This window comes from Microbispora sp. GKU 823 (assembly GCF_002027145.1).
Lineage (GTDB): Bacteria > Actinomycetota > Actinomycetes > Streptosporangiales > Streptosporangiaceae > Microbispora > Microbispora siamensis.
Map to the genome: position 1 here is coordinate 18,138 of NZ_MWJN01000099.1, position 15,176 is coordinate 33,313.

Here is a 15,176-nt window from a genome sequence, read left to right on the forward strand (position 1 = left end):
GCGTCACCCCTTCAGGGAGCCCTGGAGCAGAGCCGTGACGAAACGGCGCTGGAAGATGAGGAAGATCACGAGCGTGGGGGTCAGGATCAGCAGCGATCCCGCGCAGAGCAGCGGCATGTCGGTTCCCCACTGCCCCTGGAAGGCGCCCAGGGCCCCGGACATCGTCCGTTTCAGCGGGTCGTCGACGAGGACGATCGCCAGGAGGAACTGGTTCCAGGTCCACAGGAACAACAAGATGGCCAGGGACGACAGCGCCGGCATGGCGAGCGGGACGTGGATGCGCCAGAAGAGCTGCCACACGTTCGCGCCGTCCATCCGCGCGCTCTCCGACAGCGCGTCGGGCACGTTGACGAAGTGCGCCCGCATCCAGAAGACCGCGAACGGCATGAACAGCCCGATGAGCGGCAGGATGATGGCCCACCGCGTGTTCAGCAGCCCCATGTCGCGCACCTGGTAGTACAGCGGCGTGATGATGCCCTCGAACGGCAGCGTCAGCCCGAGCACGAACGCGAGGAACACGAGATTCCGTCCCGCCATCCGCAGGTGACCGATGGCGAATCCCGCCAGCGTCCCGAGGAGCAGCGAGACGGGAACCACGCCGAGCACGATGAGCGTGCTCGACTTCACCAGCTCGATCATCCGCGCGGCCTGGAACGCCTTGACGAAGTTGCCCCACTGCGGATCGCGCGGCCACTCCAGGCCCGAGGGGTAGCTGCCGGACGGGTGCAGGGCGGTGACGAACAGGCTGACGAACGGCATGAGCGTGACCGCCATCAGCAGGACGAGCAGCAGCCTTCCGGTCCACGCCTCCCGGCGTCCGACGATCATGAGGACCTGTCCTTGGTGAGCCACTGGATGGGAAGGGCGACGAGGAGGACGAGCACCATGAGCACGACGGCCAGCGCGGACGCCATGCCCACCTGCCGCTCGGAGAAGGCCAGGTAGTAGATCTCCAGCCCCGGGACCATGGTCGCGTTCCCCGGGCCGCCCTGGGTGGAGACGTAGACGATGTCGAAGCTCGCCAGAGCCGCGATCACGGTCACCGTGACGCAGACGCCGATCTCCTGCCGCAGGCTGGGCACGGTGATCGAGACGAACTCGCGCAGCGGTCCCGCCCCGTCCATCCGGGCCGCCTCGTACAGCGCCGGGTCGATCTTGCTCAGGCCGGACAGGAGGAGGATCGTGCACAGGCCGAGCAGCACCCACGCCCCGATCACGCCGACCGCCGGCAGGGCCGTGGAGAAGTCGCCCAGCCACGCGCGGGTCACGCCGCCGAGCCCGGCGTACGTGAGCAGCTGGTTGACCAGTCCGTTCGACGACAGCAGCCAGCTCCAGGCGATGCCGGCGGCGACGAGCGGGATGACCTGCGGCAGGAACAGGATCGTCCGCGCCACCAGCGCGAGCCGGCTCGTGGCGATCCGGCGGATCGTCGAGGCGATCACCAGGCCCAGTACGACCGGGATCACGCTGAAGAAGACGATCAGCTTGACCGCGTTGAGGATGGAGGCGAACAGGTCGGGGTCGGTGAACACCCTGGCGTAGTTGCCCAGTCCGGCCCAGGTGGACGGGCCGATGCCGTCCCAGCGGTACATCGAGTACTGGACGGTCAGCGCGATCGGGCGCAGTACGAAGACCGCGTAGACGATGAGCGCCGGAGCCACGAAGAGCCAGCCGACCCAGCTCGGCGTGCGGAGCCCCGTCGCGGGGGCGGGGCTCCGCTTCCTCGTCACGGCTGCCGGCCGGGGCGGGTCGCAGGGGGAGCGACCGCGCTGTCGGGAGTCGGCCGTGTCATCGGTGCTCAGCTCCCCCCGACCTGGCTCGTGTAGTCGCTCTGCACCGACTTCAGCAGCGCCTCGGGGGTCTGCTGCCCGGCGACCAGCTTCTGCAACTGGGGCGTCCAGCTCTTGGCGTAGATCGCGCCGGTGGCGTTGGCGATGAAGTCCATCGCGCCGTTGTCCTCGGCGATCTTCGCCCCGGCGTCCAGGGTGCTCGCCGTGACCGTGTCCTTCGCCACCTCCGGCATGGGGGCGTCCGCCGGGCCCATCGGGTGCGACCCGCCGACCTTCACGCCGATCTCACGTGCCTTGGGGTCGGTCGCCACCCAGTTGAGGAAGAACGCCGCGCAGTCGGCGTTCTTCGCCCTGGAGCTGATCCCGTAGGTGAGGGGCGCCGACATCGCGGCCTGCTTGCCGCCCTGCTGCGCCGGCGGCATCAGGAAGAAGCCCACGTCGCCCGGCATCTGCTTGTCGAGGTTCCCCGACTCCCAGTCGCCGTTGAACATGAAAAGGCCCTCGCCCTTGATGAAGCGGCTCATCATCGTCGCGTAGTCGACGGCGTTGACGTCCTTCCAGAAGTACCCGGCCTTGATCCACTTCTCCAGGTGACGCGTCGCCTGCAGGTTGGAGGGGGTGTCGATCGTGGCGCCCGGCTTCTGGTAGATCCAGTCGTTGATCGGCCCCGAGGGACCGTACGCGGCCATGAGGTCCTGCAGCGGGAAGGCGAGACCACCGGTGGCTCCGCCGTTGAACTGGGCGATCGGGGGGATGCCGGCGCTCTTGGCCTTCGCGAGCGCGTCGTCCAGTTCGGCCAGGGTGGCGGGCGGGGACGACATGCCGATCTTGGCGGCGAGCTTCTTGTTGTAGAACACGCCGGTCATGCTGAAGTTCAGCCCCATGGCGTACAGCGACCCCTCGCCGCGGGTCTTCCCACCGGGGGCCATGCGCATCTGTTCCAGCTGGGAGGCCGGCCAGGAATCCCAGCCGAACGCCTTCGCGTAGCCGTCGAGGTTCTTCAGCAGGTTGTTCTTCACCAGCTCCGATACCTGGGGAAGCCGCATCAGGTCCGGCGGATCGTCGGCGAGGACGCGCGGCGCGTTCTGCGTGATCACCGCGAACTGGTCCTCCCGGATGTTCCATTTCACGTTCGGGTGCTGCTTGGAGAACTCGGTGCTGAGCTCCTTCGGCAGGGGGAAGCCGGTCTCGATATAGGCGTTGAGCGTGACCGGTGCCGTACCGCAGGTCGGCGCGGCCGCCAGGGACGCGCTGGTGGCCTCCGGCTGAGGGGCGTCGCCGCCGGGCGCCCCGCAGCCCGCCAGCGTCCCTCCCACCACGACCGTGAGTACGGCCCCGCTCCAGCGAATTCGACGCGACATCTGCGTCTCCTTGATTGCTCGGGGACTCGCCGGTACGCACCGGACGCCCCAGGACTCAGGTTTGCTAAATCGGATTAGCAGTGCGATAGTCTCATCACACGTGTCGCGGGGTGTCAACCCCCACATCGCAGGAGGTCACCCGGTGAGCCCACGACGGGTCACGCTGGCGGATGTAGCCAAGATCGCCGGCGTCTCGCCGACCACCGCGTCGCTCGCGTTGTCCGGGCGCGGCCGGGAGTTGCGCATCTCTCAGGATGTCGAGCAGCGCGTCCTCAAGGCCGCGGCCGAGTTGCAGTACCGGCCGAACATCGTATCCGTAGGCCTGCGAACTGGGACAACTCGGACTATCGGCTTTGTTTCCGACACGGTCGCCACGTCGCGGCTCGCCGGCGACATGATCAAGGGAGCACTCGAGGCCGCGCGGGAGCGCGGCTTCATGCTGTTCATCGGTGAGACGGAAGGGGACGCCGAACTCGAACGGCTCCTGCTGCAGGCCATGCACGACCGTCAGGTGGACGGGATCATCCTGGCCGCGATGTACACGAGAACCATCAGGGTGCCGAAGGCCATGACGGTCGCCCCCGCCGTCCTGCTCAACGCGCTCCCCAAACAGCCGTCACCACTGCCCTCGGTCATCCCCGACGAGATCGAGGCCGGACGCGTCGCCGCGAGGGCTCTGCTCGACGCCGGCCATCGCGAGGGCATCCACCTGATCGGCGCCGGCCCCGGACGGCGCAACGTCCCGGCGGGCGGAAGTGTCGCGGCCGTCGAACGGCTCATCGGCATTCGCGAGGTGCTCGCGGAGGCGGGGGTCAAGCCGGCGGGCGGCCACGTCTGCCCTGACTGGCAACCGGAGTACGGCCTCGCCGCGACCCGTGCCCTGCTGCAGAAGGAGCGCCCGCGGGCGTTGATCTGCTTCAACGACCGGCTCGCCCTGGGCGCCTACCAGGCACTCGACGACTTCGGGCTCGAGGTGCCCGCCGACGTCTCCGTCGTGTCCTTCGACGACCACCCCATCGCCTCGTGGATGCGCCCCCGGCTGACGACGGTGGCCCTCCCCCATTACGAGCTCGGGCGCAAGGCCGTCGACGTGCTGTTCACGGAGATCGGCCGTGACCGTGAGGACGACGGCGGGGAGGGCGAGGTGCATCGCGTGCCGATGCCCATCCGCCTCCGGCAGTCGGTCGCGTCGCCGGGCACCTGACCGCACGGTGTAGATCAAGCGATCCGCGGGTCGATCCGGCACCGGCTCCTTCGGGGGCGGTCGCTCGACGCACATGTGATCGGCCGGCGCGCCTAAGCGTTCGCTGACCCGGCCAAGCTGCACTGCCTCTCCGCATGACCGCGGCGGGCTCGGCCTTGCGCCGAGCCCGCCGCTTCAACTCAATTCGGTCCTGGTCGCGCTCCCTGACAGGGCTCACAGGTCAGGAACACCGGACCCGCGTCATGCCGTCAGCGCTGCAGTGTCAGCAGACCCGGCCGGTAGGGCAGGAGTCCGTAGTCGCCGCCGGAGCTGGGGCTACGGCCCTGGTACAGCAGCTGCAGGTTGCAAGGGTCGACGGTCTTGGTCTGGTCGGGGTTGCTGCGGACCAGGTCGCCGTGGCTGATGTCGTTGGTCCAGGTGGCGCCGCTGTTGGCCTTGCCGGCGAAGGGGTTGCTCTCGGTCGCGGCGTTCGGGGTCCACGTCCCGTCCAGGCTGTTGGCCGTGAACGAGCGGAAGTAGCGGCCCTGCGAGCCCATCGCCTCCACGAGCATGAGGTACTTGTTCTGGCCCTGGAGCTTGTAGACCTCGACCGCCTCGAACAGGTTGGCCTGGGTGTCGCTCATGATCGTCGTGTAGTTCGAGCCGAAGCTGCCCGGGAAGTTCCCGATGGGCATGCTCTGCCGGTAAATCTTGCCGTTGTCGCCGGCGAAGAACAGGTACATGTTCTGGCCGTCACCGATCAGCGTCTGGTCGATCGGCCCGGTGCCCGAGCCGGAGATGCTCGCGGTGGACAGCGTCTGCTGCGACGACCAGCCGTTCGGGTTGCTGGGGTCGCTGGAGGTCCGGTAGGAGAAGGCGGTCCCGCCCCACTGGTAGGCCAGCACCCAGATGTTCTTCGGGGCGAAGTAGAACAGCGTGGGCGCGACAGCGGAGAAGTTCATCGTGTTCTGGCTGGCCGAGGCCATGTCGGACCAGTTCGTGAAGAGGCCGAAGTTCATCGAACCCCAGCTCGATCCGTTGTCGTGCGTCGTCGCGTAGACGAGGTGCTTGCCGTTGTAGACGACGTTGGTGAAGTCCTTGAGCGAGACCCATCCCGACTTCGGAGTCGCCAGCGCGCCCGTCGACGTCCAGCGGTACGTCGACGGAAGATTGCAGGTGCCGGTCGGCGTCACCGACGGAGACGGGCTCGGGCCGCCTCCGGGGATGCTCCACTTCTGGTTGCTCTGCCCGTTGCAGGCCCACAGTTGGACGGCGGTCCCGTTGGCCGTGCCCATGCCGGTCACGTCCAGGCACAGACCCGACTGCACGCCCCTGATGGAGCCGTCGGCGTTCTGCTGCCACTTCTGGTTGGCCTGGCCGTTGCAGGACCAGATGACGACCTTCGTGCCGTTTGAGGTCCCCTGGCCGTAGGCGTCCACGCACCGCGTGCCGCCGAACGTGCGCAGCTCGCCCGCGGAGGTGAATTCGAACGCCTGGTTCGCCTGACCGCTGCAGTCCCAGATCTGCAGGCTCGTGCCCAGCGCGTCGGTGTTGCCCGCCACGTCCAGGCACCGTCCCGACGCCGCGCTCACCAGCGGCGCCACCGCCGCCGACGCCGGCATCGACCACGTCACAGCGGCCGCCATCACCGTCGTCAGCACCGTGGCCAGCGTCGCCACGAGGCGCACGCGGACACCGGCCGGCGAACGACGCCGACCGCTCCTCACACGAATGGGGGGTGAATCCATTGTTTCGTTCTCCTTGGGGGTGAAGGCGTGGCGAAATGGGCCACACCAGGGAAAACCGCAGTGGTCTCACGGGGCCGGGCAGGGATAGTCGGCCGGTCGGTTCGTCGTCGTACGTGTGCGGGGCTCGAGACCCGCCGCATCCTTTGAGACCTCGCCCCGGCAGGGGCGATGGAAAAGGTCGATGGTGGACGCGGTGACGAGTCCGCCTCATCACCCGGCGCGCCACCGTACAGATCACGCCGTTCGAGGGGCGAAAGCGCGGTTGCGCCGATCGCCGGCCGGACCGCAGGGGGCCGTCACCACGAAGGTGTTATCGCTAACATTATGTCGGCAACTCGGGTTCCTCTCCCTCGGCTACTTTCCGGTGATGGTGCACGGAGCAAATGCGACCGGGTGAGGCCGCTCAGGAATTCGGTCCCTCCCGATGTCGGCCACTCCTTGATGCCGATAAGGTGGCGCGCAGCCGCGGACCGCCTCCGATCATGGCGACCCTCCTTTCCGAGGCCACGCGTGTTAGCGCTCACATTTCAGGGACGCTAGGAGCCGCGTCCACAGGTGTCGATGCCGGTGGTAATGGCGGATCAAACTAGGACTCACAGGGTTGCGTCAAGAGGAAGATCGAGAGCTCCGGTGGCGCTTCAGCCTTCTGGAGCGCGCCCAACTGGCATTACCGGCCCCGGCCCGCACCGCGTGCAAGACGGCTGGTGATGAAAGTTTCAACCGAGTGCGCGCTGACGCCCGTGGCGACCTTGCCAAGCCATTGGTTATCCCCCTCCCGGCGAGCAGGGACTTCCAGGCCACGCATGCTATCCACCGCCGCCACCGAGGGTCACCACGAGATCGGTTCCACACTCGGCGGCCGCGACCCTCGCTCGGCTCGTCCAGTTCTCCACTCCGTCACCGACGACGAACTCCGATCGAGGTGACGCTCCACGGCTGTCGGCGAATGTCAGCACTGCTCGCGGCCCGGTCACCTACGAGGAGGTGTTCGCGACGCTCCCGGCCGGGCTCGCGGTCCTTGGTGGCCCAGGACAAGAACGAGACCTCCGAGCAGGCCTGACAGCCACCCGGAAGTCTCAGCAATCCCAGCTACTCCTCGGACGGGGTCACAGACTCTCGGCGGGCCAGCCTGCTTCACGCATCGGTGTCCTTCGGATGTCGGGGCGAGGCATAGACGACCCATACCGTGTGAGCAGTGTCATCGATCACGTAGCGCACGCGCCCGCCGCTGGTGACCTCGAACTCCCATTGCTCGAGCTCCTGTCCGTTATGGCGATGAGTCGCAAGGTCGCCACGTAGGCGATGCCGACGCTCGTGATCCGCGCGTGAGCGTGGATCGGCGCGCAGCGTCTCCAAGCATCGGCGCGTGTTGGCCAGGGCGTGACGGCATAGTTCCTCCCAGCCCTTCACCGCATCGCTCGTACCGAACCGTACGTCCCATTCATTGTCAGGAGGCGGGACTGTGACCCGGTCGCCGCGCTTCGGACTCATACCGAAACCTCAACCGGTCCGAAGTCTCCGCTCGTCGCCTCACGCGCCTGGGCATAGTGCGCGGGGTCGGCCTTGATTCGGGCGGTGGCCCGCCAGCCTGCGATGACTTCCTGAGTAGTGGCGCCGACATCCAGCTCAGCCGCGTCAGAGAGCGCCTCGACCAATTCAAGGGTGAAGGCTCGCACCTCATCAGAGGTGAGGTGACGAACCCAGGGAAAGACCTCAGGCATGGCGATGACCAGCGCGCGGGCAGTCGGATCATGCCTCATGAGGGCGAGGAACAGGCGGGAAGCAGTGGCAAGGGTCTGTTCGCGTCGTTCCTCACGGTCAGCCGCAGTGAGGTAGAAGTCCTGGGCATCCCGGTGAGTCACCCGTACGCGGCCGAGTCGCGCGGCACGTTCGGCGACGGCCCGGGGATTCCTCGACAGGTCTGAGAAGGTGACGGCGTCGGCATTGCTGATGCTCACAGCAAGAGTCTAATTCAGAACACATTCTGATGGCGGTCGAAGGTCGCCCGCGTGGCAAGACGGCCGCGTCAACCGAGGGGGATAACGCCGCGCCTACACGCGTACGAGACGACCCTCCTTGCCGCAGAGCTTGCTCATGTCGTCCTTGTCTCCGGGACGGAGCAGTGATCAGCGTTCGGGGCCGCGGATGCCCTCGAGCACAAGCGTGACGTACCTGCGCCAGGCACCGGCGCCGGTCATGTTGGCCATGGCACCACGGGTGATCAGGACGAAGTCATCGGCGCGAAAGTCTTCACGGAGGCGGCCGACGTCGACGGCGCGCCGCACGATGCGTTCGGTGATCGCCGAAAAATCCGTCTTCTCGGCGGCGATGTCGTTCCAGCTCGGCTCTTCCGGGCCGAGGAGCGCGAAGCGGAATGCGGCGTCGGCCTCGGCGGACTCCAGATAGCCGTAGAGCAGCGTCTCGAACGCCACCCAGGGATCCTGGGCCTCGTCGGCGGCGCGGGCGAGGTCGGTTATCGCCTCGAACCGGCGCCCGATGATCGCCGCGAGTAGCGCTCGCTTGTCGGCGAAGTGCCGGTAGAGGGTGCCGACTCCCAAGCCGGCACGCTCAGCGATCTCGTCCATCTGCACGGCGTCGCCTCGCTGGGCGAACAGTTCGGCGGCGGCATCGAGGACGGCCTCGCGGTTGCGCCGGGCGTCGGCGCGCAGCGAGCGTTCGGGAGCGGTCATGGTCACTCCACTCTAGTTGACAATGCGCGGACGCCGTCTATATTCGGAACCGGAGTTCATGTTCAGGTTAGAGGAGATCTGATGATCGTCGTCACCACACCGACAGGACAGATCGGCAGCCGGCTGGTCCGTCAATTGCTTCACCAGGATGAGGAGGTCCGGGTCATCGTTCGTGACGCCTCGCGTCTGGATGACACGGTTCGCCAGCGGGTCGAGATCATCGATGGCTCCCACGACGATCCGGCCGTGCTCGACAAGGCCCTACCCGGAGCCGAAGCGCTGTTCTGGCTCGTCCCGCCGAATCCGCAGGCGCCGAGCGCCGAGGAGCACTATCTCGGTTTCGCCCGGGCGGGCGCCGCTGCCGTCGCCCGCCATGGTGTCGGTCACGTCGTCGGGATCTCCAGCGCCGGCCACGGCTGGCCGACCCCAGCCGGCGTCCTCTCGGCGGCCTTCGCGATGGACGCCGAACTCCGCAAGTCCGGTGCGGCGTATCGGGCGTTGTCCATGCCCTTCTACATGGAGAACCTCCTCGGGCAACTCGATGCGATCCGCGGGGGCGCGTTCTACCTGACCTGTGCAGGTGACCTGCCGCTGGCGTTGATCGCGACGCGGGACATCGCCGGCACCGCCGCCAACCTGCTCACCGATCTGTCCTGGACCGGGCAGGAGAACCTCCCCGTGTTCGGCCCCGACCGACTGACCCCTGAGGGCATGGCCGAGGTGATCAGCCAGGAACTCGGGCGTCCGGTCGCCTACCGTCGCATGAGCGTGGACGACTACGCGTCGCTGCTGCGCTCCCGAGGCGCCGGCGACCAGGCAGTCAAGGACGTGACCGAGGCGTTCGCCGCACAGGACCACGGCATCTACGACGCGGACTGGGCGACCGCCACGCCCACATCAACGGACTTCCGCACCTGGTGCAGGGAAGTACTCAAGCCCGCCGCGGACGCTCGGACATCCTGACACGAGCGAGGCTTGAGGCGCACTGATCGCACTCAAGAAATCGGCATAAGAGTGCGATCGGACCCGGCAACGGCGACGGACCGTTCGCCGCGCTGAAGAAGCCGTCAGCCCAGTCGGGCACCCGAGGCCGCAGTAGCCGTTAGGCACCTTGAAGAGGTATTGCTGGTGGTAGCGGTTCTCCTCGGGCAACAATTCGCGGCCGAGCTCGGTTGAGAGGTCTTGCTCGGATGTCTCTGGAGGACCCCGGGGGCGTACGTCCTCGGATCTTCTTCCAGCAGGCCCCCGAGGGCAAGACCGCCAAGAACCGCCTGCACCCGGACGTACGCGCCGCACCCGGCCTGCACGGCGACGAGCGGATGGCCGCCCTCGAAGCGGAGTGCGAGCGCCTCGTCGGTTTCGGCGCCACCCGCTTGCGCCGCGACGAGCCGGCGCCTCCTCCCAGCGCGGGCTACATCGTGATGGCCGATCCGGAGGGAAACGAGTTCTGCTTGGACTGAACGGCGGGGAACTTCACCCCGGTGAGGTCTTCGGAGACGGCCCACAGCCGCTGCTGGACGGCTATCTCGTACGACTCCGGGCTGGAGGTGACCAGCCGGGGGTGGCCCATGACCTCGAAGCGTCCGCCGGGACCGTAGTACTGGCCGCCGAGCACGGCGGGGTCGGTGGCGGCACGCAGGGTCGGCAACGCGCCCATGGCCGGCGTCTGGGTGATCAGCGGCGCGAGCCAGGTGAGCGGAAGCCGGATGGCCGCGGGGGTGTTGCGGGCGAGCTCGGTGCTGGAGACGCCGGGGTGCGCAGCCACCGCGATGGTCGTGCCGTGCGTGGCGAGCCGGCGCTGCAGCTCGTACGTGAACATCAGGTTGGCCAGCTTGGACTGACCGTAGGCGGCTACCCGGCTGTACGACCGCTCCCACTGCAGGTCGTCGAAGTGGATCGCGGCCCGGATGCGGTGGCCGGTGCTGCTGACCGTGACCACGCGCGAGCCGGGCACCGGCAGCATCAGGTCCAGCAGCAGCCCGGTGAGCGCGAAGTGGCCGAGGTGGTTGGTGCCGAACTGCATCTCGAAGCCGTCCCGGGTGGTCTGCTTCGGGGTGTACATCACGCCGGCGTTGTTGATCAGCAGGTCGAGCCTGTCGAGCCGGGACCGCAGCGCCGCCGCCGCGGCGCGGACGGAGTCGAGCGAGGTCAGGTCCAGCGCCTGCACGGTCACGTCGCCGGTCATGCGGGCCGCGGCCTGCTCGCCCTTCTCGACGTTGCGCACGGCGAGCACCACTGACGCCCCACGCTCGGCGAGCGCCTTGGCGGTCTCGTACCCCAGTCCGGTGTTGGCACCGGTCACCACGGCCACCCGCCCGCGTTGGTCCGGAATGTTCGCCGTCGTCCACTTCTCGCTCATGCGAGGCTCCTAAGTAACGTACCGAAGGTATCTTGTGCCGACGACGCTAGGGTACTCGCGGTACGTTGTCAACGTACCGGAGGTACTTAAATTAGACTGGCGGGCGTGGCTTTCCAGCGGGCGCGAACCGAAGAGCAGCGGGAGATCCGCCGACGGGCGATCCTCGACATGGCGTCGGCGATGCTCGACGAGATGCCCGTGGCCGCGGTCACCCTCAACGAGCTCAGCCGCCGGGTCGGCCTGGCGAAGCCGAACGTGCTGCGCTACTTCGAGTCTCGCGAGGCGGTACTGCTGGAACTGCTGGACCGATTCCTGCAGGAGTGGCTGACGGAACTGGCGGGCGAGTTGGCCGCCGGCATCGACGAGAATCTCCCCATGGCGGAGCGAGCGGAAGCGGTGGCAGAGATCCTCAGCCGCTCACTCTCCAGCCGAGCGGTGCTGTGCGACCTCTTCGGCGCCCAGGGCAGCGTCCTGGAACACAACGTCTCCGTCGAGGTCGTAGCACGCTACAAGCGCGCCTCCCTGGACCGCCTGACAACCATGTCCGCCCTGATCCAGAACTACCTGCCGGAGCTGGGCGAGAACGCAACACTGTTCAGCCTGCAAACCATGGTCATGGCCGGCGCGCTGTCGGCGTACAGCGCACCCCCACCCAGCCTGCAGGCGGCCTACCAGGCCGAGCCCGACCTCGCCCGCTTCCACTTGGAGCTGAAGGACTCCTTGAAGCTGGCCCTGACCGCAACCCTCCTGGGTGTGCTACCCCGCCACTGACCTGCCTTGCACTGGACAGGTCCTGGAGCCTCGATCCTCGGTCGGAACCAGGCCCGTCGGGCAGGCGGGCGGCCCACCCGGATGGGTCACCTAGCTTGACGTTGGTGCCGCCGATGCCGCAGTAGCCGTTGGGCACCTTGAAGAGGTATTGCTGGTGGTAGCGATTCACCTCAGGCAATAAATCCCAAGCCTCGCGCCCGTGCCGTTTGACCAATAGGTCACTACTCAGGACCGCGGAACTGGACGGTCCTCAGAGCCGCTCGGGCAGCAGAATGAGTGCACCGGTGTGCTGCGGACGGACAACGGTGAAGTGGCGGCGGTCGAGCGTTGCCACTTCCGTGACGCCGAGTCGCTCAGCAATGGCGATCACAGAGGCATCAACCGCCCCGAGCGGGAGACTTGCGTACGTCTCCACCAGGTCGCTCATACGCTGCAGATCACGTTCTGTGAGATCCACCAAGGTCAGACCTGCTCCGAAGGAGCACAGAAACGCCGCCTCCGCTTTGCTCCCCTGCCGCTTCTCGACGAGTTGGCACACCTCCGTAACCACGGTGGCGGGGACGAGCAAGGGCCCTGGGTGGGTCCGCAGAAGTCGGGCGCAGGCCTGATGATGGCGGTCCCGGACGTTAACGGCCGCAACCAACGGACCCGAGTACGATGACGATCACAAAGAGTGATTGTCCTCTGCACGGAGAATCTCCTCCGAGCGTTCCGCGAAATCCGGCTCCGCTTCGAGCAAGCCTATGAACGGCAGGTCGCGTACGACAGGCGGCTCTTCAAGCTGATCGCGGACGAGCCTGAGCAGAGGAGCCACCTTCTCCTCTGGCAGCCGATCAACCAGGTGGTGGAGTTCCTCGCGCATCACGCTCATGTATCGAGCGTAATCAGCGCGACCGCCCCGGACAGCCGCGCAATCGGCAGCTGATCGCAACACGCTGAGAGCGGCTGCGTCGGCCCGGGGCAGCCTGGGCTCCGGGCCAGCTGGTTCCTGTGAGATCAAGCTTCGCCGGAAACGAAGGCTGGGCCGACATCGAGGAGCCCCTCGACGAGCCCGCGCTTCCACGGCATCTCGCCGCGCTCGTCGGCGCGCTCCAAGGGCCAGCAGACCTCGGCGTCCATCATGACCGGTACCTCACCTATCCTCACCAGGAGGAGTCCGACGGAGCGATCACCGCGTGATCCTCTGCGACACGGGACCCCTCGTCGCGGCATTCAACAGGGCGGACAAGGATCACGCCCGCTGTGTCCGGTTTCTGGCGCAGAATTGGGCCAGACTCGTTGTGCCGTCGCTCGCGGTGACAGAGATCTGTCATCTACTCTCCGATCCGGTCCGTCGCGGCAGCCCCGCTCTCGCGGCCGAGTTCTGCGTGCCATCGCCGACGACGAACTCCGCGTGATCGAGGTGACGCCTCACGACTATCGGCGAATGTCCGAGCTGCCCGTGGCCTACGCCTCGCTCCGCCTACAGGCTGTGGACGCCTGCGTGATAGCCCTTGCCGAGCGCTTCGACCTTCGCCAGGTCGCCACGCTGGATCAGCGCGACTATCTTGTCGTTGCCCCTCGTCATCTTCCCGAGGGGCAACGACTCACGATCCTGCCCGGCGACTGATCAGCTCTCAGGGGAAGGTCAGTACGGCCAGCCAGGGACGTTCAGCCGGACGCGGTAGAGGCCGAAGTTGCCGGTGTTCCCGCCGCGGGATGGTGTGCCCGAGGTGATGTACAGCGTCCGGCCGTCCGGGCCGCCGAAGGCGACGTTGGTGGTGTTCAGTCCGGCGGCGATGGTGCCGAGCTGTACGCCGGACGGCGCGTACACGTGGACCTTGCCATCGTTGAAAGAGGCCTGGTAGAGATTGCCGGCACAGTCGATGGTCGCGCCGTCCGAGCCGGTCAGGGACGCGAAGTCGGCGCGGGGGCCGACGCTGCCGTCGGGGTTGACGGGCCACTTGTAGATTCGGCCCGTGCCGTTGCCGCCGACGTAGAGCGTCTTGCCGTCGGGGGAGAGCACGATGCCATTCGGCTGCCGGATGGTGTCGTCGATCAGCGAGACGACGCCGTTTTTGACCCGGAACACGCCGGTGCGGCCGGACATCTGGTCGGGCCGGTTGGCGCGCTGGAAGTCGGGGTCGGTGAAGTAGACGGTGCCGTCGGCGCCGACGGTGAGGTCATTGGGTGAGTTGAAGGCACGGCCTTGGTAGGAGGAGGCGACCACGCCGCGCGTCAGGTCGGGCAGGCTGAAGGAGGAAATGCTGCGCTGGTCGTGGGTCGCGGCCAGCAGGGTGCCGCCGTCCCGGCTGAGGGCCAGGCCGTTGCTGCCGGCGTCGGGGATGAGGGTCTGGAAGGTGTTCGGCTCGGTGTACCGCAGAACGTCCGATGGCTGGACGCCTTCTGGCCCGGTGCCGTCGCGCATGAGCGACAGCAGCAGGGTCTGGGTGGTGGCGTCCCAGACCGGGCCTTCCAGGAAGTTGAACCCGTCCCGGATCTTGGTGGCGGTCACCGACGATGCCGGCAGCGGGTTGGGGTAGGTCGTGCCTGGCGTGCACGGTCCGACCCCGGGGCGCGGCATGCCCGGCGTGGTGGTGACGGTCGGCGTGGGTGTCGGGGTCGGCGTCGGCGTCGGAGTGGCTGTGACCGTCGGGGTGGGGGTGGGGGTGAGGGTCACGGGGCCGCTGCACATGGCACCGTTGAGCCAGAAGGTGGTGGGTACGGGGTTGGCGCCGGTGAGATTCGCGGTGAATGCCATGCCACTGGCCGTGGCGTTGGTGGCAATGGAGCCGTTGTAGGACATGCTGGTAGCGGTCACGTGCGCGCCGGACTGCGTCCAGGTGGCGTTCCAGCCGGACGCGATTCTCTGGCCGGAGTCGGGGAAGTCGAATTCCAGCTTCCAGCTGCTGATCGGATCGCCGAGGTTGGTGATGGCCACGTCGCCTTGGAAGCCGCCGCTCCATTGGTTGACGATTTTGTAGGTCACCTTGCATGCGGTGGCGGCCGCAGCCGGCGTCGTCACCGTTGCGACTCCACCGGCGGCGACCAGCGCGGCCAGTCCGGTGGCCGCGACGGTGGCGAGACTCCGTCTCATCAGGAAGTCCTTTCGCGAACGACGACGGGCGACTGCCGCCCGTGTCAGGGTGCCGACCGGGGCCGGGAGGCCACCGGCACGCACGCGGCGCACCGCTGGTCCCGCGTCCCGAAATTAGGCGACTAGGGCCTGTTTCTCGGATTTCCTGACGTGATCACGGTGTGGCTTCCACCCTGGTCGGTGTGGGAGGCCGAGGGG

The 15,176-nt window shown here is 67.4% G+C and carries 17 protein-coding genes; 5 read left to right on the top strand and 12 right to left on the bottom strand.

The window, feature by feature from the left end:
- Positions 1–3 precede the first annotated feature (3 nt).
- The 3 genes from B1L11_RS35325 to B1L11_RS35335 all read right to left on the bottom strand — a co-directional run bounded on the left by B1L11_RS35325 (position 4) and on the right by B1L11_RS35335 (position 3,151).
- Complete coding sequence (locus B1L11_RS35325) at positions 4–828, bottom strand: carbohydrate ABC transporter permease (RefSeq protein ID WP_079319658.1); 825 nt, start codon at positions 826–828, stop codon at positions 4–6.
- Positions 825–1,730: a carbohydrate ABC transporter permease gene (locus tag B1L11_RS35330; protein ID WP_256863167.1), complete on the bottom strand. Its 906-nt coding sequence runs from the start codon at positions 1,728–1,730 to the stop codon at positions 825–827. Before B1L11_RS35330 ends, B1L11_RS35325 begins: the two co-directional genes overlap by 4 nt.
- A 68-nt stretch (positions 1,731–1,798) precedes the next feature.
- On the bottom strand, positions 1,799–3,151 hold the full coding sequence (locus B1L11_RS35335) for an ABC transporter substrate-binding protein (RefSeq protein ID WP_079319659.1): 1,353 nt from the start codon (positions 3,149–3,151) through the stop codon (positions 1,799–1,801).
- 142 nt (positions 3,152–3,293) lie between these two features.
- On the opposite strand from B1L11_RS35335, the gene B1L11_RS35340 reads away from it, so the two are divergent.
- Complete coding sequence (locus B1L11_RS35340; protein WP_079319660.1) at positions 3,294–4,355, top strand: LacI family DNA-binding transcriptional regulator; 1,062 nt, start codon at positions 3,294–3,296, stop codon at positions 4,353–4,355.
- A 248-nt stretch (positions 4,356–4,603) separates the two neighbouring features.
- Here B1L11_RS35340 and B1L11_RS35345 read toward each other — a convergent pair whose 3' ends face one another.
- From B1L11_RS35345 to B1L11_RS35360, 4 genes are all read right to left on the bottom strand, one after another.
- A complete protein-coding gene (locus B1L11_RS35345) occupies positions 4,604–6,022 on the bottom strand; it encodes a non-reducing end alpha-L-arabinofuranosidase family hydrolase (protein WP_256863168.1) in 1,419 nt (472 codons plus the stop codon).
- A gap of 1,194 nt (positions 6,023–7,216) precedes the next feature.
- Positions 7,217–7,573, bottom strand: a complete 357-nt coding sequence (locus tag B1L11_RS35350; protein WP_079319662.1) for a type II toxin-antitoxin system RelE/ParE family toxin — start codon at positions 7,571–7,573, stop codon at positions 7,217–7,219.
- Entirely contained in the window at positions 7,570–8,040 is a 471-nt protein-coding gene (locus B1L11_RS35355; RefSeq protein ID WP_079319663.1) for a hypothetical protein, read from the bottom strand. The genes B1L11_RS35350 and B1L11_RS35355 overlap by 4 nt, the downstream gene beginning before the upstream one ends.
- 168 nt (positions 8,041–8,208) lie before the next feature.
- Positions 8,209–8,772: a TetR/AcrR family transcriptional regulator gene (locus B1L11_RS35360; RefSeq protein ID WP_079319664.1), complete on the bottom strand. Its 564-nt coding sequence runs from the start codon at positions 8,770–8,772 to the stop codon at positions 8,209–8,211.
- Between the two features lie 81 nt (positions 8,773–8,853).
- Between B1L11_RS35360 and B1L11_RS35365 the strand changes: the two genes are divergently transcribed.
- Both B1L11_RS35365 and B1L11_RS35370 read left to right on the top strand, forming a co-directional pair.
- Complete coding sequence (locus tag B1L11_RS35365; RefSeq protein ID WP_079319665.1) at positions 8,854–9,735, top strand: NAD(P)H-binding protein; 882 nt, start codon at positions 8,854–8,856, stop codon at positions 9,733–9,735.
- 227 nt (positions 9,736–9,962) lie between these two features.
- Positions 9,963–10,232 (top strand): VOC family protein, encoded by a 270-nt coding sequence (locus tag B1L11_RS35370; RefSeq protein ID WP_179155469.1) that lies wholly within the window; start codon positions 9,963–9,965, stop codon positions 10,230–10,232.
- Here the strand turns inward: B1L11_RS35370 and B1L11_RS35375 are convergent.
- Positions 10,184–11,131, bottom strand: coding sequence for an SDR family NAD(P)-dependent oxidoreductase (locus tag B1L11_RS35375; protein WP_079319666.1), 948 nt, complete (start codon positions 11,129–11,131; stop codon positions 10,184–10,186). The two genes, B1L11_RS35370 and B1L11_RS35375, sit on opposite strands and share 49 nt — an antisense overlap.
- Before the next feature lie 105 nt (positions 11,132–11,236).
- Between B1L11_RS35375 and B1L11_RS35380 the strand changes: the two genes are divergently transcribed.
- Positions 11,237–11,902, top strand: coding sequence for a TetR/AcrR family transcriptional regulator (locus B1L11_RS35380; RefSeq protein ID WP_079319667.1), 666 nt, complete (start codon positions 11,237–11,239; stop codon positions 11,900–11,902).
- A 250-nt stretch (positions 11,903–12,152) separates the two neighbouring features.
- Here B1L11_RS35380 and B1L11_RS35385 read toward each other — a convergent pair whose 3' ends face one another.
- The 3 genes from B1L11_RS35385 to B1L11_RS52745 form a co-directional block, all read right to left on the bottom strand.
- Positions 12,153–12,545: a type II toxin-antitoxin system VapC family toxin gene (locus B1L11_RS35385; RefSeq protein WP_079319668.1), complete on the bottom strand. Its 393-nt coding sequence runs from the start codon at positions 12,543–12,545 to the stop codon at positions 12,153–12,155.
- A gap of 21 nt (positions 12,546–12,566) precedes the next feature.
- Positions 12,567–12,773, bottom strand: coding sequence for a hypothetical protein (locus B1L11_RS35390; protein ID WP_079319669.1), 207 nt, complete (start codon positions 12,771–12,773; stop codon positions 12,567–12,569).
- 125 nt (positions 12,774–12,898) lie between these two features.
- Positions 12,899–13,024 (bottom strand): hypothetical protein, encoded by a 126-nt coding sequence (locus tag B1L11_RS52745; protein WP_256863169.1) that lies wholly within the window; start codon positions 13,022–13,024, stop codon positions 12,899–12,901.
- Between B1L11_RS52745 and B1L11_RS35395 the strand changes: the two genes are divergently transcribed.
- Positions 13,023–13,511 carry a PIN domain-containing protein gene (locus B1L11_RS35395; RefSeq protein ID WP_079319670.1) on the top strand — a complete coding sequence of 163 codons (489 nt, stop codon included), beginning with the start codon at positions 13,023–13,025 and terminating at the stop codon, positions 13,509–13,511. The genes B1L11_RS52745 and B1L11_RS35395 overlap by 2 nt on opposite strands.
- 18 nt (positions 13,512–13,529) lie before the next feature.
- Here the strand turns inward: B1L11_RS35395 and B1L11_RS35400 are convergent, their stop codons facing one another.
- The gene (locus B1L11_RS35400) at positions 13,530–14,978 is read right to left on the bottom strand and encodes an SMP-30/gluconolactonase/LRE family protein (RefSeq protein WP_218671512.1); all 1,449 of its coding nucleotides are present in this window, start codon (positions 14,976–14,978) and stop codon (positions 13,530–13,532) included.
- Between the last annotated feature and the right edge of the window lie 198 nt (positions 14,979–15,176).

What these genes read in the sequence shown, in the direction of transcription:
- B1L11_RS35390 (WP_079319669.1), bottom strand. Translation starts at nt 12,773, where the DNA reads ATGAGCGTGATGCGCGAGGAACTCCACCACCTGGTTGATCGGCTGCCA.
- B1L11_RS35325 (WP_079319658.1), bottom strand. Translation starts at nt 828, where the DNA reads ATGATCGTCGGACGCCGGGAGGCGTGGACCGGAAGGCTGCTGCTCGTC.
- B1L11_RS35400 (WP_218671512.1), bottom strand. Translation starts at nt 14,978, where the DNA reads ATGAGACGGAGTCTCGCCACCGTCGCGGCCACCGGACTGGCCGCGCTG.
- B1L11_RS35335 (WP_079319659.1), bottom strand. Translation starts at nt 3,151, where the DNA reads ATGTCGCGTCGAATTCGCTGGAGCGGGGCCGTACTCACGGTCGTGGTG.
- B1L11_RS35370 (WP_179155469.1), top strand. Translation starts at nt 9,963, where the DNA reads ATGTCTCTGGAGGACCCCGGGGGCGTACGTCCTCGGATCTTCTTCCAG.
- B1L11_RS35365 (WP_079319665.1), top strand. Translation starts at nt 8,854, where the DNA reads ATGATCGTCGTCACCACACCGACAGGACAGATCGGCAGCCGGCTGGTC.
- B1L11_RS35375 (WP_079319666.1), bottom strand. Translation starts at nt 11,131, where the DNA reads ATGAGCGAGAAGTGGACGACGGCGAACATTCCGGACCAACGCGGGCGG.
- B1L11_RS35395 (WP_079319670.1), top strand. Translation starts at nt 13,023, where the DNA reads ATGACCGGTACCTCACCTATCCTCACCAGGAGGAGTCCGACGGAGCGA.
- B1L11_RS52745 (WP_256863169.1), bottom strand. Translation starts at nt 13,024, where the DNA reads ATGATGGACGCCGAGGTCTGCTGGCCCTTGGAGCGCGCCGACGAGCGC.
- B1L11_RS35360 (WP_079319664.1), bottom strand. Translation starts at nt 8,772, where the DNA reads ATGACCGCTCCCGAACGCTCGCTGCGCGCCGACGCCCGGCGCAACCGC.
- B1L11_RS35350 (WP_079319662.1), bottom strand. Translation starts at nt 7,573, where the DNA reads ATGAGTCCGAAGCGCGGCGACCGGGTCACAGTCCCGCCTCCTGACAAT.